Here is a 26,138-nt window from a genome sequence, read left to right as displayed (position 1 = left end):
GCCATGCAGGCATGAAAAAACCGCCACGAGAGCGGTTTTTTCATGCGGCGGGTGTCACTCAGAAGCGATAGGTCAGCGAAGCACCAACGCCGTGGGCGCTGTTTTCGTACTTGGCCTTGTAGCTGCCCTTGAGCGCGCCTTCCTGCAGGTTGTGCGGCTGGTTGTTGACCTTGGTGTCCTCTTCCCACAGGTAGGAGTAGGCCACGTCGATGGTCATGTCGTCGGTCGGGCTCCAGCCGGCACCCACGCTGAAGATCTTGCGATCGCCAGTGGGAATGCGCGGGGAGCGGTTGGTGTTGTTGGTCGGCGACTGGTCAACCGAGAAGCCGGTACGCAGGGTCCACTGCTTGTTCACCTTGTAGGACGCGCCAATGGCGTGGGCCCAGGTGTCGTGCCAGTTCTGCTCTTCGGTGATGGTTCCGAACGCGGCGGTCAGCGGGTTGCCTGCCAGGGCAGCCGGCAGCTCGTTGTTGACGGTGATCTCTTTGAGGCGGCTCCAGCGGGTCCAGGTGCTACCGGCGTACAGGGTCCACTGGTCGTCGAGCTCATGGGTGACCGAGAAGTCCACCGACTCGGGGGTCTTGATCTTGAGCTTGGCATCGTACTTGTTGTTGAGATTGATCAGGCCTGGCACGCCATAGCTGACCTTGGTCTTGCCTTCGAGCTTGTAGTCGACCATCGAGTGGTAGGTCAGGCCGACACGGGTGCGATCAGTGGCCTGGACCAGGATACCGATGTTGTAGCCAACGGCAGTGTCGTCGCCCTTGATCTTGATTTCGCCGTCAGCACGATTCAGTGGCGAGATACTGGCCAGGTTCGAGCCCAGTTCGCCCTTGATGCGGTTGATGGTCGGACCGAAACCGATCGAGACCTTGTCGTTGAACGCATAGCTCACGGTCGGCTGGAAGGTCACGACCTCGACATGGCTCTTTTTACCCCAGTAGCGTGCGGCATCGTCGCTACCGTAGTCGGTGACCAGGCCGAATGGCACGTAAACACCGAAACCGACGCTCCAGTGGTCATCGATCGACTTGACGTAGTAGCCCATCGGTACTCCGACCACAGGCACCATGTCACCGTCTGTTTCCCCCCCCTTGCTGCTGCCTGGGCCCGAAATATCGGACTTGGCAATCACAGCGGCGCCACCGACGGTCATCTGGTCGCGCTTGAGGCGCGACATGCCCGCGGGGTTGCCGTACACGGTGCTGGCATCTTCGGCAGAAGAAGAACGACCCGCGAAACCTGTCCCCATACCGCTGACGCTTTGTTCGTTCAGGGCGAAACCACTGGCGAGCAATTGGCTGGAAGCGAGGGCAACGGCAATGCCGAGAGAGGTTTTGAGCATTACTTTTTTCATTATTAGAAACTCCTTGGGATCTCCGGGGCGAAAAGCTACCAACAAATGCCGCTCCACGCTATAGGCGCAAACACTGGAGATAGAGCGGTTTTGTAGGACAATCCGACCAAAATTCCGTTTTTTCGTGGTAGAGGGGCGGGTGCTTTCAGGACGCCAGAACCTGAACCGGCTCGATGCAGTGCCGCCAGGCCTGGGTGAAATCACGCAGGCGGCCCTGTGGATGGAAGGTTTGCCGCCAGATCCGCGCCAGGCCCAGCAAGTCGTCGGCGGGCGGCAATGGCACGGCCTGTTCCTCGATGAGCATCCAGGCGATGGCGGTGGCGTAGCGCAGGTTCACCGTCAGTTCCAGGTGCGGGCCGCCCAGGAAGGCGTGCTGGCTGGCCAGGCCGCGGACCAGGCTGGCCAGCGCTGGGTCGCGGGCCAGGAACTGATCCCACAGGCAAAGGTGGCGCTGCTCGCCAATACGGTACAAGCCATGGCCGCGTCGGTCGTGCAGGGCTGAGCCCAAGGCTGATTGGCTGGCGGCAACGCCCAGCAACAAAGCTTCGGCGCTGGCGCAGTGACGATCCAGATACAGCAGGGTCGGACGGATCACATATTGACTCAACTCGTTCGCAGCGATGCCCATGATGGCCTCTGGCTAAGAAGGACCGACGGGCGCTGGAGCTTGGCAGCTGGTGAGTGGTCAGGCCCGCCGGAAGCGGCAAGCGCCGCTCGAGTTGAAGTGTAGTGTGATAAGCGTGGTGTAAAGGGCTGTTTTTAAATCGATTGCTGTCTGAGGGCGCGGGCTATATGCCCGCTGGCAATTAAGCCAATTACCTTCAGACAGGCTGTTGCGTGACCTATTCATGGCGTGAATTGCCCGCCATTCATTCATGCGGTCAGCGACTGGCGGGTACGATCAATCACCGCTTGCAAGGGTTCTGCCCGGTTGTATTGGTCCGGGTAGAGACGCTCGCTGTGGCAGGCGATGCCGTGTTCATCGACCAGGGTGAAGCTGAAGCTGCCCTTGCGGGGTGCGACGATCAGGCACTTCAGTGGGGCGAAGGCCTGGGAAAGGGTGCCGAAGGCAGCCTGGATTTGCTGATGGTTACTCATATTGTTGGATGTTCCTGCGTAAGACACGGTATTCGATCCGTGCACAATAGAAACGTTCCAGTGACATCTTTATTAAGGAGACGCAGAACCTGACTGGAACAGGGCAGCCAGAGGGGCGCATGCATAAGTGGGCGCTGGGCTGACTGGTAGGTACGACAGAAGGCAGGCAGCACACCGGGGCCAGGGTTCTAGGCACCGGGGGAGATCCTGATCAATCTGAAATCGTGATTCGCGCAGGGCAGGGATTGCCAAGTGAATCATCGAATGGGCCGGTCCGGTGAGGCAGGGCTTGCTCGGGTACGCGTGCGGGCTGCGAGGACGTAAGTGGCCAGAATTGACTTTCAGCTGGGTACTAACGGTGCATAACCTACACGAACAATCGTGGGTTGGCAAGTGTTTGGTTCATTTGCGCGAAGCCGACCATTATGGCGGTAATCGTGGCTGCTGTGAAGGGGGTAAACTGCCCAAAGACGGCGCCGCCTGTGCTGTTTTCGTGCAGCGCCGTGCCACCGGTCAGCGCACTTGTACACACTCGAATGGGGACTTGTAACCCTCTTGCAACATCCTCTGGACGCTTCGCCAATGACTTGACTGAACGCTTAAGTCAATGAAAAAAAACACTAATTTTTGCTGGTGAAAAAATCGTCAGTTTGACTGAAAGCCCCATTTCACAGGGGTTTGCGGCCTACATGAAGGGGTTGTCCACCGAGTTATCCACAGCTTCTGTGGATTGTCCCGGGGGCTTGCTCTAGGACGGGCGTGCCAGCTGTTTCATCGGGTGTCCGACAATCGGAGGGCAATAGGCTGGCCGGCATTTTCAGGTGTGAAACGTCAAGAAAAAAACATCGAATTTTTTTCACATCAGCCGTATGTCGAAGGGGTCACTGGCGACAAAAAGGAGTAGAGTGGCGCGCCTTTCGAGTCACCAACGCTGTCGGTCATGAAGCTTCGCGGTAAACACCTCGCTCCCTCGGTTGCAGCCCCCTCGTTGCCCTCTTCCAAACGGTTCTCCCTGAAAGTGGCCCTGTGGCTGCTCGACAGCCCGCGCCTGGGCGACAAGCCCAGCGTCAAGCACCTGGCCGGGCGCATGCTCAAGCAGCCGGCGCGCCAAGGCGTGGTGGTGGCCCAGAGCCGCCTGGGGCAGATGCTCTGCCGGGATTGCGGCAACGCTCGCGACCGGCGCATCGGCCATGAGCTGTTGCGCCAGGCTGCCCGGGCCGGCGACCGGCGCGCCCAGTTGGAGTACGGCCGCCTGTGCCAGGCGCAGGAACCGGAGCAGGCCCGCTATTGGCTGGAGCTGGCGGCCGGGCAGGGCTCGCAGGAGGCTCGGCGGTTGCTGCGCCAGCTTTAGCGTTGCGGGCGCTGGGCGGTTCGCCAGCAAGGCAGGCGTGGTGGCGGGCAGCCGAGCTGATAAGCTGCTCGGCAATCGTCAACGTTCGTTCGGGGTAGGCATGACAGTAGATCTGACCAGCATTCTGCTGGGCTTGGTGGCGGGCGCAGTGCCTTGCCTGGGCTGGGTCATGCAGGTGCAGCGCGGCCAGGGCGCGCGCAAGGCCGAGCAGGCCCTGCTCGAGGAGCGCCTGAATGCCGCGCAACTGGCCCAGGCCGGCTTGCAGGCGCAGTTGGAGGCCTGTCGCGACGAAATCAGCGACCTTGGCGAGGCCAACACCGTCAAGCAGACCCAGCTGGCGGCCCAGGGCCGAGAGCTGGAACTGCTGCAGATCGACCGCGACAACGCCCGCGACGCCGCCCATGCCTGGAGCCTGGAGCGGGCCAACCGCGAAGCCGAGCTGCGCCGCCTGGAGGCCCAGGCCGCGCGCCTGGAAGCCGAGCTGCGCGAGCAGCAGGAAAACCACCAGCAACGCCTGGAAGACCTGCAGGAGGCCCGCGATACCCTGCGTGCGCAGTTCGCCGACATGGCCACGAAGATCTTCGACGAGCGCGAGCAGCGCTTTGCCCAGACCAGCCAGCAGCACCTGGGCCAGTTGCTCGATCCGCTCAAGGAGCGCATCCAGGCCTTCGAAAAACGCGTCGAGGAAAGCTACCAGCAAGAGGCCCGCGAGCGCTTTTCGCTGGGCAAGGAGCTCGAGCGCCTGCAGCAGCTCAACCTGCGCCTGTCCGACGAAGCCACCAACCTCACCCAGGCGCTCAAGGGCCAGAAGACCCAGGGCAACTGGGGCGAGCTGATCCTCGAGCGGGTGCTGGAGCACGCGGGCCTGGAGAAGGGCCGCGAGTACCAGACCCAGGTCAGCCTCAAGAGCGCCGATGGCGAGCGGTTCCAGCCCGATGTGCTGATCATGCTGCCGGGCGACAAGCAGGTGGTGGTCGACGCCAAGGTCAGCCTGACCGCCTACCAGCAGTTCGTCGGCAACAACGACGAGGCGGCGCTCAAGCAGCATGTGCAGTCGCTGCGCAACCACGTCAAAGGGCTGTCGAGCAAGGACTACAATCGCCTCGAAGGCCTGCACAGCCTGGATTTCGTGCTGTTGTTCGTGCCTATCGAGGCGGCGTTCTCGGCGGCGTTGCAGGCCGAGCCGAACCTGTTCCAGGAAGCCTTCGACCGGCAGATCGTGATCGTCAGCCCCACCACCTTGCTGGCCACCTTGCGGGTGATCGACAGCCTGTGGAAGCAGGAGCGCCAGGGCCAGAACGCCCGGGAGATCGCCGAACGCGCCGGCTGGCTGTACGACAAGTTCGTGCTGTTCATCCAGGACCTGGACGAGCTGGGCGCGCGCCTGGCCCAGGTCGACAAGGCCTATGCCGCGGCACGCAACAAGCTGTGCGAGGGCCGTGGCAACCTGGTCAGCCGCAGCGAGCAGCTCAAGCTGCTCGGCGCCCGGGCCAGCAAGAGCCTGCCGGCCGAGTTGATCGAGCGCGCCCTGAGCGACGAGGCGCTTACTGAACCAGGCTCAGATGGCGGTTGAGCAAGGCGCGCAAGGCCGCCGGCTTGACCGGCTTGGCCAGGTAGTCCAGGCCGGCGGCATGGACCATGGCAATGGTTTCGTTGCGCCCGTCGGCGCTGATCACCACACCGGGCACCGGTTCGCCCAGGCGCGCGCGTAGCCAGCCCATCAGCCCGGTACCGGTTTCGCCGTCGTCGAGGTGGAAGTCCACCAGCGCCAGGTGCGGGCGCAAGCCCTTGGCCAGCAACGCCTCGCATTCGGCCTGGTTGCGCGCGGTGGACACTTGGCAGCCCCAGCGGCTGAGCAGGCTGTTCATGCCGATCAGGATGCTGTCTTCGTTGTCCACGCACAGCACCTGCAGCCCGCCCAGGGGCTGGCCTGCCTGCTCCACCGGTGCTGGCGCTGCGGGGGCGGCGCTACGGGCGATGGGCACGCCAACCCGGAACACACTGCCCTTGCCTGGCCAGGAACGTACCTCGAGCTGGTGGCCGAGCACCCGGCACAGGCCGTCGGCAATCGCCAGGCCCAGGCCCAGGCCTTTCTCGGCGCGGGTCTGGTGGCTGTCCAGGCGCTTGAACTCCTGGAAGATCACCGCCAGCTTGTCGTCGGCGATGCCCGGGCCGCGGTCCCATACTTCCAGCCACAAGCGCTCGCCCTGGCGACGCACGCCGAGCAGGATTGGCCCCTTGCCATAGCGCAAGGCATTGGTGAGGAAGTTCTGCAGCACCCGGCGCAGCAGCTTCATGTCGCTGTCGACCCGCAGGCGGCTGCCGCGCAGGCGAAATGCCAGGCCTTTTTCGGCGGCCAGCAGCTTGAACTCGGCACCGAGGGTATCGAACAGCTGGTTGAGGGCGAAGGGCTTGACGTCCGGGGTGACCCGGCCGTTCTCCAGGCGCGAGATATCCAGCAGGTCGCTGATCAGCTCTTCGGCCGAACGCAGCGAGCTGTCCATGTGCTGGACCAGCTGGCGGGCTTCGTCGTTCATGCCCTCGGCCTGTTGCGACAACGCCGCGGAGAACAACCGCGCGGCGTTCAGCGGCTGCATCAGGTCATGGCTGACGGCAGCCAGGAATCGGGTTTTCGACTGGCTGACGGCCTCGGCGCGGCTCTTGGCCTCGCTCAGCGCCTGGTTGAGCTGCGACAGCTCGTGGGTGCGTTCGGCGACCCGCTGCTCGAGGCCCTCGTTGGCGTCGCGCAGGGCCTGCTCGGCTTCGCGGAACGGGGTGATGTCGGTGAAGCTCATGACGAAACCACCGCCGGGCATCGGGTTGCCGATCAGCTCGATCACCCGGCCATTGGGGAACAGCCGTTCGGAGGAATGGGCGCGCCCCTGGCGCATCCAGTGCAGGCGCCGCGCCACATGCACCTGGGCCTCGCCCGGGCCGCACAGGCCGCGGTCGGCGTTGTAGCGGATGATGTCGGCAATCGGCCGGCCGACGCTGATCAGCCCGTCGGGGTAGTTGAACAGTTCGAGGTAGCGACGGTTCCAGGCCACCAGGTGCAGGTTCTGGTCGACGACGCTGATGCCCTGGTTGATGTTCTCGATGGCCCCTTGCAGCAATGCGCGGTTGAACTGCAGCACCTCGCTGGCCTCGTCGGCGATGCGCACCACGTCCTCGAGCTGCATGTCGCGGCCTTCGATGGCGGCCTTGACCACCGCGCGGGTCGAGGAACTGCCGAGCACGCCGGCCAGCAGCCGTTCGGTGTGCTCGATCCAGTCGCCGTCGGCGTTCTGGTTGGGGTTGAAACCCTTGCCCTGGCGATAGGCGAAGCGGATGAAGCTCTGCCGGGCGCGTTCCTCGCCGACGAAGCGCGCGGCAAGCTTGAGCAGGTCGTCGATCTGCACCGCCAGCAGCGGTTTGCTGCTGGGGCGGGCGCTGGTCTGCTGGCCGATGAAGCGCCCGGCCTGCCAGTGCTCGGAAACCCGCGTGCGCGACAGGATCGAGACCCAGGCGAAGAGGGTGAAGTTACCCGCCAGCGACAACACCACGCCCTGGGTCAGCGGGGTGATCGGCAGGTTCAGCGGATTGCCGTGCAGCCAGGCCAGGCCCGGGAACAGCGCCAGCGACCAGCCCAGGCTATGGGCGGTGATCGGCAGCACCAGGGTGTAGAACCACAGGAAGATACCCGCGGCGAGGCCGGCGAACACGCCGCGGCGGTTGGCCTGCTTCCAGTACAGCGCGCCGAGCATCGCCGGGGTCAGCTGGGTCACTGCGGCAAAGGCGATCTGGCCGATGGTGGCCAGGCTCGCGGTGGAGCCCAGCAGGCGGTAGCTGACGTAGGCCAGCAGCAGGATCACCACGATGGTCACCCGGCGCACCGAGAGCATCCAGTGGCGGAACACCTCGAACGGCCGCTCGGCGTTGTTGCGCCGTAGCAGCCAGGGCAGCAGCATGTCGTTGGAGACCATGGTCGACAACGCCACGGCCTCGACGATGACCATGCCGGTGGCCGCCGAGGCGCCGCCGATGAAGGCCAGCAGGGCCAGGCTCGGGTGCGCCTCGGCCAATGGCAGGCTGATGACGAAGGAGTCGGAGATCACCGTGCCTGGCAGCAACATTTGCCCGGCCAGGGCGATCGGCACCACGAACAGCGCGGCCAGGGCCAGGTACAGCGGGAACACCCAGCGCGCCAGGCGCATGTCCTGGGGCTCGATGTTCTCCACCACGGTAACGTGGAACTGCCGCGGCAGGCAGATGATCGCCATCATCGCCACGGCGGTCTGCACCACCATCGACGGCCAGTTGATGGTCTCCTGCCAATAGCTGTCCAGGTGCACCGACTGGCGTGCCTGGGTGAACAGGTCGTCGAAGCCGTCGTACAGGTTGAACACCACGAACACGCCCACCGCGAGGAAGGCCAGCAACTTGACCAGCGACTCGAAGGCGATGGCCAGCACCATGCCGCGGTGGTGTTCGGTGACGTCGAGGCTGCGGGTGCCGAACACGATGGCGAACAGCGCCAGCACCAGCGACACCACCAGGGCGGTGTCCTGCACCCGGCTGCCGGTGGCATCGGCGCTGGCGCCGATCAGCAGGTTGACGCCCAGCACGATGCCCTTGAGCTGCAGGGCGATGTAAGGCAGCACGCCGACCAGGCAGATCAGCGCCACCACCACGGCGAGGGTCTGCGACTTGCCGTAGCGCGCGGCGATGAAGTCGGCGATCGAGGTGATGTTCTGCTGCTTGCTGATCAGCACCATCTTCTGCACCACCCAGGGCGCGAAGATCAGCAACAGCACCGGGCCCAGGTAGATGGGCAGGAATGCCCAGAGCTGCTCGGCGGCCTGGCCGACCGCGCCGAAGAAGGTCCAGCTGGTGCAGTACACCGCCAGCGACAGGCTGTACACCCAGGCGCGCAGGCGCGGCGGCAACGGTGTGCTGCGGCGGTCGCCGTAGAAGGCGATGGCGAACATGATGGCCATATAGGCCAGGGCGACCACGGCGATCAGCCCGCTGGACAACGACATGCAAACTCCGGAGCAGAAAAAGAAACGCGATCCCGATCAATCAGTCTGGCACGCAGGCGGCGCCTCGTCAGCGCCGACCATGGTCGCAGTGGCAGGACGTCGCAGGGTTCATTCAACCCGCCCACGGGTGCCCAACCAATAGAAAAGGGCTGCCAATGCGACCGACCCGATCAGCAGGTAAAACACCGCCACCGGCAGCACATGCCCCAGCGCCAGGCCCACCAGGATCGGCCCCAGCCCCGCGCCCAGGTTGGAAAGGTTCTGCGCGCCATAATAAACCCCGCGCAGGTGCTCCGGCGCGATCAGGTCGATGAACATGAACTCGGCCGGGATCACGATGATCTCGCCCAGGGTGAACACCAGCATGGCCAGGCACCAGGCCGGTGCCGAAGCGGCCAACGAGAAGCCCAGCAACCCGGCGATGAACATGGCCATGCCGGCCATCAGCCAGGGCATCAGGTGCTGGCGGGCGATGCGTCGGCCGATCAGGTACTGCAGGCAGATGACTGCGAGGGCATTGGTGGTGACCAGGTAGCTGGCCAGGCGCGCTACCTCGGCGGGGTCCTGCAGCGTGACCACCAGGTACTGCGACAGGTAGGCGGTGAACTGGCCGAATACCACGGCGCTGAGCACCCCGCCCAGGGTGAAGCAGACCAGCCGTCGGTCGCGCAGCATGCCCAGGGCAACCTGGGCAAAACCCGCCGCGGGCCCGTCCTCGCGCAGGCTCAGCAGGTTGCGCTCGCCCAGCCGGTAGTAAGCCAGGCTCAAACCGAGGCCGATCAGCGCCGATACCAGGAACGGCAAGTGGTCGTCGGCCTCGATCAACAGCACCCCGAGCATCGGCCCTGCGGCCCAGGCGATGTTGTTGAACGTGTACTTGATGGCGAACGCTTCGCCGCGCCGCTGCTCGGGCAGCAGGGCGCAGAACCCGGCCTTGGCGGCAATGTCGACGACGGTCTGGGCCAGGTAGGCCACCACCAGGAAGCAGAAGAACAGCACCGCCGAGGTACTGCTGACGATGCCAATGAAGGCCAGGGCGAATACCAGCGTGCAGGCGACGATCAGCGTGTGGCTGCGCAGGGTGTCGACCAGGTGCCCGCCATAGAGGCTGAGCATGGATGCCAGGAGCATGGCGCCACCCACCAGCAGGCCGGTGTGGCCGACCGACAGGCCCATGTGCGCCGACAGGTACACCACCAGATAGGGCAGGGTGATCGCCCGGGCCATGGTCAGGGTGAAGGTGGTGAACAGCAGCAGGCGCACGGCGGCTGGATAGTGTTTCAGGGCGCGGAGCATCGACCGATCCTTGTCGTTGTTAGTGGGCAAGCATATGCCAGGCGAGGGCTCGGGCGATATATTTATAAAACCGATAACAGATAGAGAAATTACCCGTTATATAGATATTCTTTGTCGGCATAAGATAGCCCTACCTTACCCAAGGCCAGGAGAAACGCTCATGCCATGCACCCAGACCCACGCGCCTTGCTGGCGCCCGCTCAGCCAACTGGCGCACCCGCGCGAGGTGATTCGCCAGTTCACCCCCAACTGGTTCGCGGCGACCATGGGCACCGGCGTGCTGGCCCTGGCGTTTCACCAGCTCCAGGTGCCGGTACTGGACTGCGTGGCCGAAGGGCTGTGGTGGCTGACCATTGGCCTGTTCACCCTGTTCTGTGTCCTGTACGGCGCCCGCTGGCTGCTGTTCTTCGACGAAGCCCGGCGCATCTTCGCCCACTCCACCGTGTCGATGTTCTTCGGCACCATCCCCATGGGCCTGGCCACCATCCTCAATGGTGCCCTGGTGTTCGGCCTGGCGCGCTGGGGCGAGGCCGTGGTGCCCTGGGTCGAGGCCTTGTGGTGGCTGGACGTGGGCCTGGCGCTGCTGTGCGGGGTGGCCATTCCCTACCTGATGTTCACCCGCCAGGAACACAGCATCGACCAGATGACCGCCGTCTGGCTGCTGCCGGTGGTGGCGGCGGAAGTCGCCGCGGCCAGTGGTGGCCTGCTGGCCCCGCACCTGGCCGATGCCCACCAGCAGTTCCTGGTGGTGGTGACCAGCTACGTGATGTGGGCGGTGTCGTTGCCGGTGGCGTTCAGCATCCTGACCATCCTCATGCTGCGCATGGCCCTGCACAAGTTGCCGCCGGCCAACATGGCCGCTTCCAGCTGGTTGGCGCTGGGCCCGATCGGTACTGGCGCGCTGGGCATGCTGCTGCTCGGTGGCGATGCGCCGGCAGTGTTCGCCGCCAATGGCCTGGGTGGGTTGGGCGAGGTGGCGCGCGGGCTGGGGCTGGTGGCCGGGATCGTGCTGTGGGGCGCGGGGCTGTGGTGGCTGTTGACCGCGGTGCTGATCACCCTGCGCTACATGCGCCAGGGCATGCCGTTCAACCTGGGCTGGTGGGGCTTCACCTTCCCGCTCGGGGTGTACTGCCTGGCCACGCTGAAACTGGCGGCCTGGCTGGGGCTGGGTTTCTTCAGTGTGTTCGGCCAGGTGCTGGTGGTGGCGCTGGCACTGCTCTGGGCCGTGGTGGCCAGCCGCACCTTGCGCGGCGCCTGGCGCGGCGAGTTGTTCGTATCGCCGTGTATCGCCCAGCGCTGACGGGGGTGCCTGGCAGGGCTTGTTCGCTGGCAAGGCCGGCGCCTACAAGGGGGCGCACCCGTAGGTGCCGGCCAATTGCGTGGCTACGGGTTGCCTTCGCTGGCCATTCCCGTGCAGATTTGTGGCTTCCCGCGCTGTGCGTGCCTCCAATGACAAAGCCCAACCAGGTACAAGGACGATGAGTCACCCCTCGCAATTCACCTTGCTCGGCAAGCGGCGCTTCCTGCCGTTCTTCATTACCCAGTCGCTGGGTGCCTTCAACGACAACCTGTTCAAGCAGTCGCTGATCCTGGCGATCCTCTACAAGCTGAGCCTGGAAGGCGACCGCTCGATCTGGGTCAACCTCTGCGCCTTGCTGTTCATCCTGCCGTTCTTCCTGTTCTCGGCATTGGCCGGGCAGTTTGGCGAGAAATTCGCCAAGGACCGGCTGATCCGCGCGATCAAGCTGGCCGAGATCGCCATCATGGCCATCGGCGCGACCGGTTTCGTTACCCACCACCTGGAGCTGATGCTGCTGGCGCTGTTCGCCATGGGCACCCACTCGGCGCTGTTCGGCCCGGTGAAATATTCGATCCTGCCCCAGGCCCTGCGCGAGGAGGAACTGGTGGGCGGCAACGGTCTGGTGGAGATGGGCACCTTCCTGGCGATCCTGGCCGGGACCATCGGCGCCGGGGTGCTGATGTCGTCGTCCAGCTACGCCGCGCTTGCCGCGGCAGGCGTGGTCGGCACCGCCGTGCTCGGCTACCTGGCCAGTCGCTGGATCCCCCGCGCCGCCGCCGCGGCACCGCAGATGAAACTGGACTGGAACATCTTCAAGCAGTCCTGGGCCACCCTGCGCCTGGGCCTGGGGCAGACCCCGGCGGTGTCGCGCTCGATCGTCGGCAACTCGTGGTTCTGGTTCGTCGGCGCCATCTACCTCACGCAGATCCCGGCCTATGCCAAGGACTGGCTGCATGGCGACGAAACCGTGGTCACCCTGGTGCTGACCCTGTTCTCGGTGGGCATCGCCGTCGGTTCGCTGCTGTGCGAGCGCCTCAGCGGACGCAAGGTGGAAATTGGCCTGGTGCCGTTCGGCTCGTTTGGCCTGACCCTGTTCGGCCTGCTCTGGTGGTGGCACTCCGGGGACGTTCCCGCCGCGGCGACGCCCCATGACTGGCTGGCCCTGCTGGGCATGAGCCAGGCCTGGTGGATCATGCTCTCTATCGTCGGTCTTGGGGTGTTCGGCGGCTTCTACATCGTGCCGCTGTACGCCTTGATCCAGGCGCGCACCGCAGAAGGCGAGCGGGCCCGGGTGATCGCCGCCAACAACATCCTCAACGCGCTGTTCATGGTGGTTTCGGCGATCCTCAGCATCGTCCTGTTGAGCCTGGCCAAGCTGAGTATCCCGCAATTGTTCCTGGTGGTGTCGCTGCTCAATATCGCGGTCAATGCCTATATCTTCCGGATCGTGCCGGAATTCACCATGCGCTTCCTGATCTGGCTGCTCAGCCATTCGATGTACCGGGTCGAGCACCGCGAGTTGCAGCGTATTCCCGACGAAGGCGCGGCGCTGCTGGTGTGCAACCATGTTTCCTTCGTCGACGCGCTCCTGCTCGGCGGCGCCATCCGCCGGCCGATCCGTTTCGTCATGTACTACAAGATCTACAACCTGCCGGTGCTCAACTTCGTGTTCCGCACTGCCGGGGCCATCCCGATCGCCGGGCGTGGCGAAGACGAGGCTACCTACGAGCGAGCCTTCGCCCGCATCGCCCAGTACCTGGCCGACGGCGAGCTGGTGTGCATCTTCCCCGAGGGCAAGCTGAGTGCGGACGGTGAGATCGATGTGTTCAAGGGTGGGGTCAGCCGTATCCTGGAGCAAACGCCAGTGCCGGTGATTCCGTTGGCGCTGCAGGGGCTGTGGGGGAGTTTCTTCAGCCGCGATCCGAACAAGGGCTTGTTCAAGCGCCTGTGGTCGCGGGTGACCATCGTGGCTGGCGCCGCCATCCCGGCGGAGGCGGCGCAGCCTGAAGCGCTGCGCGAACAGGTGAGCCTGCTGCGCGGCGCCATACGCTAAGGCGGTGGGGCGAAGGTCAGCTGGCGCTGACCTTCAGGCCGACCAGGCCGCAGATGATCAGGGCAACGCTGACCAAACGCACCAGGGCCATGGATTCGCCGAACAGGATGATGCCGGCGATGACCGTGCCGACCGCGCCGACGCCGGTCCAGATGGCATAGGCGGTGCCCAGCGGCAGTTCTTTCATGGCCAGGCCCAACAGGCCGAGGCTGATGACCATGGCGCCGACGGTGAGCACGGTGGGCAGGGGGCGGGTGAAGCCGTCGGTGTACTTGAGGCCGACAGCCCAGCCGACTTCGAACAGGCCGGCGAAGAACAGGATGATCCAGGACATGGTAATTCTCCATCGTTTCAAGGATGGGGCCGTCCCCGGAATGGTCACGCACAGCGTCGTGAGGTCGTCCTCACAGTGCGCAGTATAGTGCACATTTTTCAGCGCGCCGGCAAGCGCCCTGCGCTATAGCTACCAGCCGTTCGCGGCAGAGGTCGCGCCTGTTGGCGGGGGCCTGGCCGTGATAGAAAGCGTCGATCATGCGGTATGCGCTATCGATTGGACGCTGCCAGGGGTTGTCTCTAACGTGGCCGCGAGCCCATTTGTGGAGCAGTTCCCATGAGCGTGAAATCCGATGCGGTGTTCGTGCCGCTGAACATCGCCGTGCTGACCGTCAGCGACACCCGTACCTTCGACAACGACAGCTCCGGTGAGCTGCTGGCCAGCCGCGCGGTTGGCGTCGGCCATCGCCTGGTGGCGCGCGAGCTGCTCAAGGACGACCTGTACAAGATCCGCGCCCAGGTCGCCAGCTGGATCGCCGACGAGCAGGTGCAGGTAGTGCTGATCACCGGCGGCACCGGCTTCACCGGGCGTGACAGCACGCCGGAAGCGGTGGGCTGCCTGCTGGACAAGCACATCGATGGCTTTGGCGAGCTGTTCCGCGCCCTGTCGATTCTCGACATTGGTACTTCCACGGTGCAGAGCCGGGCGTTGGCCGGCATGGCCAATGGCACCCTGGTGTGCTGCCTGCCGGGCTCGACCGGCGCTTGCCGCACGGCGTGGGAGGGGATTCTCGCCGAGCAGCTGGATGCCCGGCACCGGCCATGCAACTTCGTCGCCCACCTCAAGCCGATCCGGGCCTGCGCAAGCCGCGGTTGACCTCGGCAAGCCCATCGCGGGGCAAGTCGCGATGGGGCTTCAACTCAGCACATGATCCACCGGCTGCAGCGCCGGCGGCAGCGGCTCGTGCCCCAGCGCCGCCAGCACATCGCGCTCTAGGGTGCGCACCAGCGCATCGGTGGGCAAATCGTTCTCGTCGCGCCCGAACGGGTCCTCCAGCTCGTTGCCGATCGCATCCAGGCCGAAGAAGGTGTAGCTGACGATGGTGGTGAACAACGGCGCCAGCCAGCCCAAGGGTTCGGCCAGGGCGAACGGCAGCAGCAGGCAGAAGATATAGATGGTGCGGTGCAGCAGCAGGGTGTAGGGGAACGGCAATGGCGTGCCCTTGATCCGCTCGCAGGTGGCCTGCACGTCCGAAAGCCCCGCCAGGCGCTGCGCCAGGCTGGTGTAGCGGAACTCGCTGAGCGCGCCTTGTTCGGCCAGCCGTGAACAATGTTCGCCCACCTCGCGCAGGATGCCGTCGCAGACATTATGGGGGGCGATCCGCGCCTGCTCGCCCAGCCAGGGGCGGGCGGCGCGCAGTTCGTCCTCGTTGCGCAGCCGGGCGTTGAGGGCGTGGGCGAAGCCGCACAGGTTGCGCAGCAGCAGCGTGCGCAGCTGTTGGTCCTTGATCACCACGCTCTCGCGGGTGAACGAGCGCACTTCGATGATCATTCGCCCCCAGGCCTTGCGGCCTTCCCACCAGCGGTCGTAGCAGGCGTTGTTGCGAAAGCTCATGAAGATCGACAACGACAGGCCGAGCAAGGTGAACGGCGTGGCGCTGACCGGGTAGAACAGCGCCGGGTAGTGCCGCTCGATCAGCACGATCAAGGCCGCCAGCAAGGTCACCCCCAGGCAGCGCAAGGCGATGCGCTGGATAATCGAGCCTTTGAGGGTGAACAGCACGCGCAGCATGTCGGGGCGTGGATGGACGATCAAGGCGGTTCCAGAGGCAGCCGATCAGCCGCCGGTCATGTTCATGAAACGCAGGATCTGCACCTCGCCGCCGACCTCGAAGTGGTGGCGGTAGGGCTTGAGCTGCATGGCGTCGCGGATCGCCTGTTCCAGGCGCTCGCGGTCGCCGGGGTGCTGGCGCAGGACCTGCTTGAGGTCCACCGAGTGCTCGTTGCCCAGGCACAACAACAGGCGGCCTTCGACGGTCAGGCGCACGCGGTTGCAGGTGGCGCAGAAGTTGTGGCTGTGCGGCGAAATGAAACCGACCCGGGTGTGCGGCGCCTCGGCCAGGCGCCAGTAGCGCGCCGGGCCCTGTGACGACTCGGCCGATTCGATCAGGGTGAAGTGCTCGGCCAGGCGCGCGCGTACATCATCGCTGGAGCAGAACGACTCGCCACGTTCGTGTTCGCTGATCACGCCCAGGGGCATCTCCTCGATGAAGGAGATGTCCAGTTCGCGGTCGATGGCAAAGCGCACCAGGTCGACGATCTCATGGTCGTTGCGGCCCTTGAGTACCACGGCGTTGAGCTTGGTGCGACGGAAACCGGCGGCGCGGGCGGCGTCGATGCCGGCGATCACCTGGTCGAGGTCACCGGTGCGGGTCAGGGCGCGGAAGCGTTCGCGGTCGAGGCTGTCGAGGCTGATGTTCAGGCGCGACACGCCGGCATCGAACAACGGCTGGGCCAGGCGGCCCAACTGCGAGCCGTTACTCGTCAGGCACAGTTCGCGCAGGCCGGGCAGGGCGGCGATGCGCCCGCACAGCTCGACGATGCCCTGGCGTACCAGCGGCTCGCCGCCGGTCAGGCGGATCTTGCGGGTGCCCAGGGCGACGAAGCGTTCGGCAACCTGGTACAGCTCCTCGAGGCTGAGGATCTGCTGGCGCGGCAGGAACTGCATGTCTTCGGCCATGCAATAGACGCAGCGGAAGTCGCAGCGGTCGGTGACCGACATCCGCAGGTAGTCGACTTTGCGGTTGAAACCGTCGATCAGGGCCTGGGGGTTCTTTTCCACGTTCGCGCTCGACATTGAAGAGGGTGGGGCGGCGCAAGGCCGCAGACAAGGTTCAAGCTATAACCTGCGTCCAGTGCCGTCAAATTGCTTTGCCCGACTATTCGATCAGTCTCCTCTATCACGGCTGCAGGCCTCGCCAGGCAAGGGCTGCAGACTGTGATCGACGGCGTTTATCAGGCCTTCACTCATATCGATTGGACGTGCCTGGGGCGCGCTTCTTAGGCTGGAAAAAACACCGCGCGAGATTTTCACAGCATGAGCCAGGACGAACACATCAGGGACTACAAGGGGCCGGCCGCCGGCTGGGGCGCGCTCAAGAGCGTGACCAAGAGCTGGCTGGGCAGCGAGAACGCCTTCAAGAACCTGCGGGCCATGCTCAAGACCAACCAGAACGGTGGCTTCGACTGCCCGGGCTGCGCCTGGGGCGAGTCGCCGGAAAGCGACATGGTCAAGTTCTGTGAAAATGGCGCCAAGGCGGTGAACTGGGAGGCCACCGGCCGCTCGGTGGACCCGGCGTTCTTCGCCAAGTACAGCGTCAGTGCGTTGCGCGAACAGACCGACTACTGGCTCGAGTACCAGGGCCGGCTGACCCACCCGATGCGCTATGACGCGGCCACCGACCATTACGTCCCGACCAGCTGGGAAGAGGCCTTCGCCCTGATCGCCCGGCACCTCAACGGCCTCGAGTCGCCCGACCAGGCCGAGTTCTACACCTCTGGCCGGGCCAGCAACGAGGCGGCGTTCCTCTACCAGTTGTTCGTGCGCGCCTTCGGCACCAACAACTTCCCCGACTGCTCGAACATGTGCCACGAGGCCAGCGGCGTGGGCATGGCCGAAACCCTCGGCGTGGGCAAGGGCACCGTGGTGTTCCATGACCTGGAGCTGGCCGATGCGATCTTCGTCATTGGCCAGAACCCCGGCACCAACCACCCGCGCATGCTCGAACCGCTGCGCGAGGCGGTCAAGCGCGGCGCCCAGGTGGTCTGCTTCAACCCGTTGAAAGAGCGTGGCCTGGAGCGCTTCCAACACCCGCAGCACCCGTTCGAGATGCTCAGCAACGGCTCCGAGCCGACCAACACCGCGTACTTCCGCCCGGCCTTGGGCGGCGACATGGCGGCCATGCGCGGGATCGCCAAGTTCCTCCTGCAGTGGGAGCGCGAGGCGCAGCTGAACAACCAGCCGCCGGTGCTCGACCATGCGTTCATCGCCGAGCACACCAGCGGCGTGGAAGATTACCTGGCCCTGGTGGATGCCACCCCCTGGGAGCACATCATCGAGCAGTCCGGCCTGAGCAAGGCCGAGATCGAGTTGGCCGCGCGCATGTACCGCAAGGCCGAGCGGGTGATCATGTGCTGGGCCATGGGCATCACCCAGCACCGCCACTCGGTGCCGACCGTGCAGGAGATCGTCAACCTGCAATTGCTGCGCGGTAACGTCGGCAAGCCGGGCGCCGGCCTGTCGCCGGTGCGTGGCCACAGCAACGTGCAGGGCGATCGCACCATGGGCATCGACGAGAAGCCCAAGGCGCACTTGCTCGATGCCATCGAGCGGCGCTTCCAGTTCAGCGTGCCCCGCGAGCACGGGCACAACGCGGTGCTGGCGATCAAGGCCATGGAGCAGGGGCAGGCCAAGGTGTTCATCGGCCTGGGCGGCAACTTTGCCCAAGCCACGCCGGATACCCCACGCACCCACGCGGCGCTGCGCAACTGCGAGCTGACCGTGCAGATTTCCACCAAGCTCAACCGCTCGCACCTGGTGACCGGACGCGACGCATTGATCCTGCCGTGCCTGGGCCGCACCGAGATCGACCTGCAGGCCGAAGGCCCGCAGGGCGTCACCGTGGAAGATACCTTCAGCATGGTGCACATCTCCCACGGCCAGTTGCAGCCGCGTTCGCCGCACCTGCGCTCGGAGCCGGCGATCATCGCCGGCATGGCCCAGGCCACCCTGGGCAACCGGCCGATCGACTGGGACCATGTGATCGCCGACTACGGCCGCATTCGCGACCTGATCGCCGATGTGATCCCGGGCTTCGCCGATTTCAACGCGCGCCTGCAGCACCCAGGCGGTTTCCACCTGGGCAACAACGCCGCGCAGCGCAACTTCCGCACGACTACCGGCAAGGCGCGTTTCACCGCCAGCGAGCTGCCGGTGCAACTGATCAACGAAGCGGTGCTGGCGCGTGGTGACACACCGGACCTGATCCTGCAGACCTTGCGTTCCCATGATCAGTACAACACCACCCTGTATGGCTTGGACGACCGCTACCGCGGTGTGTTCGGCCTGCGCGAGGTGGTCTTCGTCAACGAGGCCGATATCCGTCGCCTGGGCTTCGAGCCGGGCGAGCAGGTGGACCTGGTGTCGCTGTGGGAGGATGGCCGCGAGCGCCGGGTGTCAGGCTTTCGCCTGGTGGCCTATGACGTGCCCCAGGGGCAGGCGGCGGCCTACTACCCGGAGACCAACCCCTTGGTGCCACTGGACAGTTACGGCGAAGGCACCTACACGCCGACCTCGAAGTTCGTGGCGATCAAGCTGGAGAAGGCCCAGGCCGGCAATCGTATCGAGGTGATAGCCGCAGGGGCGTGAGGAGCGGCGCTGGCCATAAACTGTAGCCAGCTTGCTGGCGAACCAGGCACCGCGGTGGCTGGCACCGGCCATGCCGGTGTTCGCCGGCAAGGCCGGCCTCCACGGGGTTTGCCGCCATGCCAGGGGCGCTGGGCGTCAGCCTTTGTTTCCCACCAGGCTGTCCACCGCCGGTACCCGGGTATCGCTCTCCATCTGCGCGTCATGCTCCAGCTGATGGCTGAAGCGCTCCAGCGAGGCGCTGGCCGGTTGCGAGTCGCTGGCGAACACCGGTGGGCTCAACAGGTAGCCGGCCAATAGCTTGCTCAGGGCGGCGAGGCTGTCGATATGGGTGCGCTCGTAGCCGTGGGTGGCATCGCAGCCGAACGCCACCAGCGCCGTGCGGATATCGTGGCCGGCGGTCACCGCCGAGTGGGCATCGCTGAAGTAGTAGCGGAACAGGTCGCGGCGTACCGGCAGGTCCTGGTCGCCGGCCAGTTTCAGCAGGTGCCGCGACAAATGGTAGTCATAGGGGCCGGACGAATCCTGCATGGCCACGCTCACCGCATGCTCACTGGACGCCTGGCCTGGCGCCACCGGGGCGATATCGATACCGACGAACTCGCTGACGTCCCAGGGCAGGGCGGCCGCGGCCCCAGAGCCGGTCTCCTCGGTAATGGTGAACAGCGGGTGGCAGTCGATCAGCGGCTGGCGACCGCTTTGCACCACGGCCTTGAGCGCGGCCAGCAGCGCCGCCACGCCGGCCTTGTCATCCAGGTGACGGGCACTGATGTGGCCGCTCTCGGTGAATTCGGGCAGCGGATCGAAGGCGACGAAGTCACCGATGGCGATGCCGAGGGCCTCGCAGTCGGCGCGGGTGGCGCAGTAGGCGTCCAGGCGCACCTCCACGTGCTCCCAGCTGATCGGCATCTGGTCGATGGCGGTGTTGAACGCATGCCCGCTGGCCATCAGCGGCAGCACGCTGCCGCGGTACACGCCGGTGTCGGTGAACACGCTGACCCGGCTGCCCTCGGCGAAGCGGCTCGACCAGCAGCCTACCGCCGCCAGCGCCAGGCGACCGTTGTCCTGCAACTGGCGCACGCTGGCGCCGATGGTGTCCAGGTGCGCCGACACGGCGCGGTCGGGGGAGTTCTGCCGGCCCTTGAGGGTGGCGCGGATGGTGCCGCGGCGGGTCAGCTCGAAGGGAATGCCCAGTTCGTCCAGGCGCTCGGCGACATAGCGCACGATGGTGTCGGTGAAACCGGTGGGGCTGGGGATGGCGAGCATCTCCAGCAGTACCCGCTTGAGGTAGTCGAGGTCGGGTTCGAGGTGTCGTTCGGACATGTCCAGGTCTCCGGTCGAGTTGAATTTGCAAATGGCGCAAGGTCTTTGCAGGCGCGGCCTTGTGTCGCGAAAGGCCCGCAAAGCGGGCCCGGCAATGGATGCAGCGACGCTGAACGCCCGGGGGCGCTGCGCACCCTTTCGCGACACAAAGCCGCTCCTGCACGAAACCGAGGGGCTGTCAGGCCAAGGGACGGCTATGCGGAAACAGCAGATCGACGAAGCGTTCCGCCGTCGGCTGCGGTTCATGGTTGGCCAGCCCGGCCCGTTCGTTGGCCTCGATGATCACGTAGTCCGGGTGCTCGGCATCGCGGACCATGAAGTCCAGGCCCACCACGGGAATCTCCAGGGCGCGGGCGGCGCGTACGGCGGCATCGGCCAGCACCGGGTGCAGGCGCGCGGTGACATCTTCCAGGGTGCCGCCGGTGTGCAGGTTGGCGGTGCGGCGCACAGCCAGCCGCTGCCCAGCCGGGAGTATGTCGTCGTAGCCCAGGCCGGCGGCCTTGAGCGTACGCGCGGTTTCCTCATCGAGCGGTATGCGGCTCTCGCCGCCGGTGGCCGCCTGGCGCCGACGGCTCTGCGCCTCGATCAACGCGCGAATGCTGTGCTTGCCGTCGCCAATGACCTGCGCCGGATGACGGATTGCCGCCGCCACCACTGCGTAGCCGATCACCACGATGCGCAGGTCGCTGCCGGCATGGAAGCTCTCCAGCAGCACGCGGCTGTCGAAGCGCCGGGCCTGCTCCACGGCGTGGCTGACTTCCTCGTGGCTGGTGAGGTTCACGGCCACGCCCTGGCCTTGCTCGCCATCCACGGGCTTGACCACCACCGCGCCGTGCTCCTCGAGAAACGCCAGGTTGTCGTCGGCGTTGCCCGCCAGTTGTTGCGCCGGCACCTGCAGCCCGGCCTGGTGCAAGGCTTGCCGGGTCAGGCGTTTGTCCTGGCACAGGGTCATGGTCACGGCGCTGGTCAGGTCGCTCAGCGACTCGCGGCATCGTACCCGCCTGCCTCCCAGGCTGAGGGTGAACAAGCCTGCGCCAGCATCGTCCACCTGCACCTCGATGCCCCGGCGCAGCGCCTCGTCGACGATGATTCGCGCATAGGGGTTGAGGGTCGCCTCGGGGCCGGGGCCGAGGAACAGTGGCTGGTTGATACCGTTCTTGCGCTTGACCGCGAAGGTCGGCAGGTTGCGAAAGCCCAGCTTCTTGTACAGGCGCTTGGCCTGGCGGTTGTCGTGCAGGACCGACAGGTCGAGGTAGGCCAAGCCCCGGCTCATGAAATGTTCGATCAGGTGGCGTACCAGCACTTCACCCACGCCGGGGCGGGTGCAGTGCGGGTCCACCGCCAGGCACCACAGGCTGCAGCCGTGCTCGGGGTCGTCGAAGGCCTTGCTGTGGTCCAGGCCCATGACGCTGCCGATGACCGCCTGGGTGTCTTCGTCTTCTGCCAACCAGTACACCGGTCCACCGAGGGGGCGAGGGGTGAGCAGCTCGGGGTCGACCGGCAACATGCCGCGCGCCTGGTACAGGGTGTTGATCGCCTGCCAGTCGGCAGGCGTTTGTGCCCGGCGTATGCGAAAGCCGCGAAACACCCGTTGCGCAGGCCGATAGTCGGTGAACCACAGGCGCAGCGTGTCGGAGGGATCGAGAAACAATTGCTGCGGGGCGTGGGCGAGCACCTGTTGTGGCGCGGCGACGTACAAGGCGATGTCGCGCTCGCCGGCCCGCTCGTCCAGCAGGTCTTCGGCGAGGGTAAGCGGATCGGCGTAGGTATGCCCGATCAACAAGCGTCCCCAGCCACAATGCACGGCCCGTGGCTGAGCCTGCGGCTCGCTGCCATCGCCGGCCAGACGTGCCTGCAGGCGCTCATACGACGGCGCCTGGCCACGCAGCAAGCGCTGGCCGTAAGCGATCTCATGGGGTTTCATCGATCAGATTCCTTGTTCGCTGAGCCAGAGATTCAGGGCGGCCAATTGCCACAGCTTGGAGCCGCGCAGCGGGGTGAGCTGGCCGTGGGGGTTGCTCAGCAGCTTGTCGAGCATCGCCGGGTTGAACAAGCCGCGGTCCTGGCTCGGATCGGTCAGCAGTTCGCGCACCCAACCCAGGGTGGCGCCTTGCAGGTGCTTGAGGCCGGGCACCGGGAAGTAGCCTTTCTTGCGGTCGATCACCTCGTGGGGAATGACCCGCCGCGCGGCCTGCTTGAGCACCTGCTTGCCGCCGTCGGGCAGCTTGAAGCGTGCCGGGATGCGTGCCGACAGCTCCACCAGGCGGTAGTCCAGGAACGGCGTGCGCGCCTCCAGGCCCCAGGCCATGGTCATGTTGTCCACCCGCTTGACCGGGTCGTCCACCAGCATCACCGTGCTGTCCAGGCGCAGGGCCTTGTCCACCGCGTCGGCGGCGCCGGGGCGGGCGAAGTGCTCGCGGACAAAGTCGCCGGCCACGTCGGTTTCCAACAGCCAGGGGGCCTGCACGGTATCGCGATACTCGGCGTGGCTGCGGTCGAAAAAGGCCTCGCGGTAGGCCGTGAAGGCATCCTCGGCACCGTCCACCTGAGGGTACCAGTGGTAGCCGGCGAACAGCTCGTCGGCGCCCTGGCCGCTCTGCACGCCCTTGCAGTGCTTGGCCACTTCCCGCGACAGCAGGTAGAAGGCGATGCAGTCGTGGCTGACCATCGGCTCGCTCATGGCGCGGAAGGCGGCGGGCAACTGCTCGATGATCTCGTGCTCGGCAATGCGCAACTGATGGTGACGGGTGCCGTAGTGCCGGGCGATCAGGTCGGAGTACTGGAATTCGTCGCCGCGCTCGCCGCCGGCATCCTCGAAGCCGATGGAGAAGGTCGACAGGTCGTCCACCCCAGCCTCGCGCAGCAAGCCGACCAGCAGGCTCGAGTCGACGCCACCGGACAGCAGCACGCCAACGTCCACCGCCGCGCGCTGACGAATCGCCACGGCGTCGCGGGTGGCGTCGAGCACGCGGCTGGTCCAGCCTTCCAGGTCGAGCTCGCGCTCGTCGGGGGCGGGGCCGTAGTGCAGTTGCCACCAGGTCTGGCGTTCGACTTCGCCGTGGCGGTCGACGCGCATCCAGCTGCCGGGCTCGAGCTTCTGCACGTTGGCCAGCAGGGTACGCGGCGCCGGCACCACGGCATGGAAGTTGAGGTAGTGGTTGAGCGCCACCGGGTCGATCATCGGGTCGATGTCGCCGCCCTTGAGCAGCGCCGGCAGGGTCGAGGCGAAGCGCAGGCGCTCGCCGTTGCGCGACAGGTACAGCGGCTTGACGCCGAGCCGGTCGCGGGCCAGGAACAGGCGCTGGGCATCGCGCTCCCAGATGGCCAGGGCGAACATGCCGTTGAGCTTGGGCAGCAGCGCCGCGCCCCAGGCGTGGTAGCCCTTGAGCAGTACCTCGGTGTCGCCGTCGGAGTAAAAACTGTAGCCCAGGGCCTGCAGCTCTTCGCGCAGCTCGGGGAAGTTGTAGATGGCGCCGTTGAAGGCCAGCGACAAGCCCAGGGTGTTGTCGACCATCGGCTGCGCCGAGCCGTCGGACAGGTCCATGATCTTCAGCCGGCGGTGGCCGAGGGCGACCGGGCCCTGGCTATGGAAGCCCCAGGCGTCGGGGCCGCGGGGCGCCAGGTGGTGGGTGATGCGCTCCACCGCGGCGAGGTCCGCCGGGCGGGGGGCTTGGTCGATGGGGGTGAAACGTAACTCTCCTGCTAATCCGCACATGTAACGTAAACCCTTTGAGTTTCGGCACTCTTGGCGTTACTGGCTTTTAGCTCGTACCACTTCTGTACCACTTTCCAGCATTTTCAGCTTATCAAGCTCAGCCCAGTCGTTAGGCGAGCTGATCCACTTGGCATACGTGGAAAGCAAAACCTGCACGCTATGCCCGAGTTGCGCGGCGATGAATGCCGGGTTCATGCCGGCCATCAGGCACATGGTCGCGTACGTGTGGCGCGTGTCGTACATCCTGCGGCGCCTGATCCCAAGCTTGCGCAGTGCTGCCAGCCAGTAGCGTTTTTGACTCGTCTCAGAGCGGATGAACATCTCCGAGCGGTCACCCGTTCCACTGGGCGCGAACACATAATCTGAACGTGCCTCGGTGAGCGGTCTGGCTTTTTCGAGCCCATGAAGTGCGTGATCGTTCAATGGAATTTTTCAGGCGCGCTTGGTTTTGGTGCGCTCCTGGCGCTTGCGCCTGATCTGAATGCGGCGCACAGGGTGCGTTTTCGCGCGGCTGTCGAACTCGCTCCAGCGCTGTGCCCTGGCCTGTCCCGGCCTCATGGCGGTGTAGCAGCAAAACGCGAAACGGGCTGTATGTCGTCAGGGGCACGCCGCTCGTCGTTTCGGTCATCCGTGGTTCCGATGTGTAAAGCTCCCAGCATGTCGGCTTAGAGGGGGATATAGTCGTTGTATTGTTGCAAGCCCTGATGGGCGCCTTCGATCAAGTGCACGTATTGGCCATTCACCCAGTCGACCGGCAAGCAGTCATCGACTTCCAGCACGGCATCGACATGTGGTTTGAGCCAGTTTGCCTGCTGGTGTCGTCTGCTCAATCGCTTTGCCTCGGCATTATCCCTGGCCACCACCAGACTGTAGCGGTGAGCCTCGCCGAATACCCCGCCCTCGTAACCCCCATAATTGATGAAGAACAGGCGAAGGTCATCCGGGCCGGGGGCGACATTGCTGAATTCGACACGGTATTTGTCAATGCCGCTGACTGCCATCCATGAGTCGATGTGCAGGCCGGGCCGGCTGCCGAACCAGGCCTGCCGCAGTTGCGGGTAGGCCTGCTCGATCGAAGCGGCCTGCGCGAACAACACATCGTGCACCTCGATACTTGCCCGTGGATGGCGACCGCCGAGCATGACTACGTACAGCATGGGTGATTCCTTCTCTTTCGACTGCCACGGCCCCTGCAAGGATGTGCACCTGGCAAGGGTCGCTGGGCATGATGATTTATACATTAGAGGTTGAAATCTGTACAAAATGCTATTTTTTGTACAGTAATCATGTCTTGTTCGAGGGCAGTATGGCACCGCCTATTCGTTGGACCTGCCTTTGCCTGCTGATAGCTGTGTTACCGGCGGCGGCCGACTGGCGATCCGAGCTGCCCGGGGCGCGGCGGTTGGGCGTCGGTGAGTTCACTTGGTTTGGCCTGCGTCTTTACACAGGCCAGTTATGGACGCTGGGCCCCTCCTTTGACTGGAACCAGCCTTTCGCCCTCGAGCTCCTCTACCACCGGTCTTTGTCCAGGGACACGCTGGTACAGGCCAGCCTGGAGGAAATGCGCCGCCTCAACGCTGGCAGCATAACGCCACAGCAAAGCTCGGCGTGGACCACTGCGATTGAAGAGGCATTCGTGGACGTGCGCCCTGGCATGCGTATAACGGGCGTGTACCTGCCCAGGCAGGGCTGCCGTTTTTACATTGACGGCGAGCTCAGGCGCGAAGTTGCCGATCCGATCTTTGCCCGGCTGTTCTTTTCCATCTGGCTAGACCCACGCGCCAGGGACCCGCAACTGCGTGAGCGGCTGCTAGGGCTGGCTCGTAACGACCGAGAAACTTGAACAGGCGCCAATCAATGTTACTGGCGCTATGTCTGGTTTTGAGGGCTCGTCATGAATGTGATCGCGCTTGCCTGCTCCGGGCG

The 26,138-nt window shown here is 65.1% G+C and carries 20 protein-coding genes; 7 read left to right on the top strand and 13 right to left on the bottom strand.

Annotated elements, in window-relative coordinates:
• Window positions 1–58 precede the first annotated feature (58 nt).
• From NJG22_RS03255 to NJG22_RS03245, 3 genes are all read right to left on the bottom strand, one after another.
• A complete protein-coding gene (locus NJG22_RS03255; protein WP_253092508.1) occupies window positions 59–1,357 on the bottom strand; it encodes an outer membrane protein transport protein in 1,299 nt (432 codons plus the stop codon).
• Window positions 1,358–1,502: 145 nt separating this feature from the next.
• Entirely contained in the window at window positions 1,503–1,985 is a 483-nt protein-coding gene (locus tag NJG22_RS03250) for a hypothetical protein (protein ID WP_253092507.1), read from the bottom strand.
• Between the two features lie 245 nt (window positions 1,986–2,230).
• On the bottom strand, window positions 2,231–2,455 hold the full coding sequence (locus NJG22_RS03245) for a hypothetical protein (RefSeq protein ID WP_134691870.1): 225 nt from the start codon (window positions 2,453–2,455) through the stop codon (window positions 2,231–2,233).
• Between the two features lie 940 nt (window positions 2,456–3,395).
• Here NJG22_RS03245 and NJG22_RS03240 point away from each other — a divergent pair.
• Complete coding sequence (locus tag NJG22_RS03240) at window positions 3,396–3,806, top strand: sel1 repeat family protein (protein WP_253092505.1); 411 nt, start codon at window positions 3,396–3,398, stop codon at window positions 3,804–3,806.
• Window positions 3,807–4,020: 214 nt separating this feature from the next.
• Window positions 4,021–5,379 carry a DNA recombination protein RmuC gene (rmuC, locus tag NJG22_RS03235; protein ID WP_253092630.1) on the top strand — a complete coding sequence of 453 codons (1,359 nt, stop codon included), beginning with the start codon at window positions 4,021–4,023 and terminating at the stop codon, window positions 5,377–5,379.
• Here rmuC and NJG22_RS03230 read toward each other — a convergent pair.
• Entirely contained in the window at window positions 5,351–8,827 is a 3,477-nt protein-coding gene (locus NJG22_RS03230) for a PAS domain-containing hybrid sensor histidine kinase/response regulator (protein WP_253092503.1), read from the bottom strand. The two genes, rmuC and NJG22_RS03230, sit on opposite strands and share 29 nt — an antisense overlap.
• A 108-nt stretch (window positions 8,828–8,935) precedes the next feature.
• Window positions 8,936–10,123 (bottom strand): MFS transporter, encoded by a 1,188-nt coding sequence (locus NJG22_RS03225; protein WP_253092501.1) that lies wholly within the window; start codon window positions 10,121–10,123, stop codon window positions 8,936–8,938.
• A 160-nt stretch (window positions 10,124–10,283) separates the two neighbouring features.
• Here NJG22_RS03225 and NJG22_RS03220 point away from each other — a divergent pair, with 160 nt between their 5' ends.
• Both NJG22_RS03220 and NJG22_RS03215 read left to right on the top strand, forming a co-directional pair.
• Window positions 10,284–11,423, top strand: coding sequence for a TDT family transporter (locus tag NJG22_RS03220; protein WP_253092499.1), 1,140 nt, complete (start codon window positions 10,284–10,286; stop codon window positions 11,421–11,423).
• Window positions 11,424–11,601: 178 nt separating this feature from the next.
• Complete coding sequence (locus tag NJG22_RS03215; RefSeq protein WP_253092497.1) at window positions 11,602–13,476, top strand: MFS transporter; 1,875 nt, start codon at window positions 11,602–11,604, stop codon at window positions 13,474–13,476.
• Between the two features lie 16 nt (window positions 13,477–13,492).
• Here NJG22_RS03215 and sugE read toward each other — a convergent pair whose 3' ends face one another.
• Window positions 13,493–13,810, bottom strand: coding sequence for a quaternary ammonium compound efflux SMR transporter SugE (gene sugE, locus NJG22_RS03210; protein WP_134691882.1), 318 nt, complete (start codon window positions 13,808–13,810; stop codon window positions 13,493–13,495).
• 276 nt (window positions 13,811–14,086) lie between these two features.
• Here sugE and moaB point away from each other — a divergent pair, with 276 nt between their 5' ends.
• Window positions 14,087–14,626 carry a molybdenum cofactor biosynthesis protein B gene (moaB, locus tag NJG22_RS03205; protein WP_253092495.1) on the top strand — a complete coding sequence of 180 codons (540 nt, stop codon included), beginning with the start codon at window positions 14,087–14,089 and terminating at the stop codon, window positions 14,624–14,626.
• A 39-nt stretch (window positions 14,627–14,665) separates the two neighbouring features.
• On the opposite strand, the gene NJG22_RS03200 is transcribed toward moaB, so the two are convergent.
• Window positions 14,666–15,565 (bottom strand): bestrophin family protein, encoded by a 900-nt coding sequence (locus NJG22_RS03200; RefSeq protein ID WP_253092493.1) that lies wholly within the window; start codon window positions 15,563–15,565, stop codon window positions 14,666–14,668.
• Between the two features lie 21 nt (window positions 15,566–15,586).
• Window positions 15,587–16,591: a GTP 3',8-cyclase MoaA gene (moaA, locus tag NJG22_RS03195; RefSeq protein ID WP_253092492.1), complete on the bottom strand. Its 1,005-nt coding sequence runs from the start codon at window positions 16,589–16,591 to the stop codon at window positions 15,587–15,589.
• A gap of 255 nt (window positions 16,592–16,846) precedes the next feature.
• Here moaA and NJG22_RS03190 point away from each other — a divergent pair, with 255 nt between their 5' ends.
• Complete coding sequence (locus tag NJG22_RS03190) at window positions 16,847–19,177, top strand: FdhF/YdeP family oxidoreductase (protein ID WP_253092490.1); 2,331 nt, start codon at window positions 16,847–16,849, stop codon at window positions 19,175–19,177.
• 135 nt (window positions 19,178–19,312) lie between these two features.
• Here the strand turns inward: NJG22_RS03190 and NJG22_RS03185 are convergent, their stop codons facing one another.
• The 5 genes from NJG22_RS03185 to NJG22_RS03165 all read right to left on the bottom strand — a co-directional run bounded on the left by NJG22_RS03185 (window position 19,313) and on the right by NJG22_RS03165 (window position 25,369).
• Window positions 19,313–20,497, bottom strand: a complete 1,185-nt coding sequence (locus tag NJG22_RS03185; protein WP_253092488.1) for an osmoprotectant NAGGN system M42 family peptidase — start codon at window positions 20,495–20,497, stop codon at window positions 19,313–19,315.
• Between the two features lie 178 nt (window positions 20,498–20,675).
• Window positions 20,676–22,421 (bottom strand): N-acetylglutaminylglutamine synthetase, encoded by a 1,746-nt coding sequence (ngg, locus tag NJG22_RS03180; RefSeq protein WP_253092486.1) that lies wholly within the window; start codon window positions 22,419–22,421, stop codon window positions 20,676–20,678.
• Window positions 22,422–22,424: 3 nt separating this feature from the next.
• Window positions 22,425–24,212 carry an N-acetylglutaminylglutamine amidotransferase gene (locus tag NJG22_RS03175; RefSeq protein ID WP_253092484.1) on the bottom strand — a complete coding sequence of 596 codons (1,788 nt, stop codon included), beginning with the start codon at window positions 24,210–24,212 and terminating at the stop codon, window positions 22,425–22,427.
• Window positions 24,213–24,248: 36 nt separating this feature from the next.
• Window positions 24,249–24,635 (bottom strand): hypothetical protein, encoded by a 387-nt coding sequence (locus NJG22_RS03170; RefSeq protein ID WP_253092482.1) that lies wholly within the window; start codon window positions 24,633–24,635, stop codon window positions 24,249–24,251.
• Window positions 24,636–24,877: 242 nt separating this feature from the next.
• Window positions 24,878–25,369 (bottom strand): DUF1543 domain-containing protein, encoded by a 492-nt coding sequence (locus NJG22_RS03165; protein ID WP_253092480.1) that lies wholly within the window; start codon window positions 25,367–25,369, stop codon window positions 24,878–24,880.
• A gap of 149 nt (window positions 25,370–25,518) precedes the next feature.
• On the opposite strand from NJG22_RS03165, the gene NJG22_RS03160 reads away from it, so the two are divergent.
• Window positions 25,519–26,055, top strand: coding sequence for a chalcone isomerase family protein (locus NJG22_RS03160; RefSeq protein WP_253092628.1), 537 nt, complete (start codon window positions 25,519–25,521; stop codon window positions 26,053–26,055).
• Window positions 26,056–26,138 lie beyond the last annotated feature (83 nt).

Source organism: Pseudomonas sp. VA159-2 (genome assembly GCF_024126635.1).
GTDB lineage: Bacteria > Pseudomonadota > Gammaproteobacteria > Pseudomonadales > Pseudomonadaceae > Aquipseudomonas > Aquipseudomonas muyukensis.
This window is presented reverse-complemented; position numbering and strand designations above follow the sequence as displayed.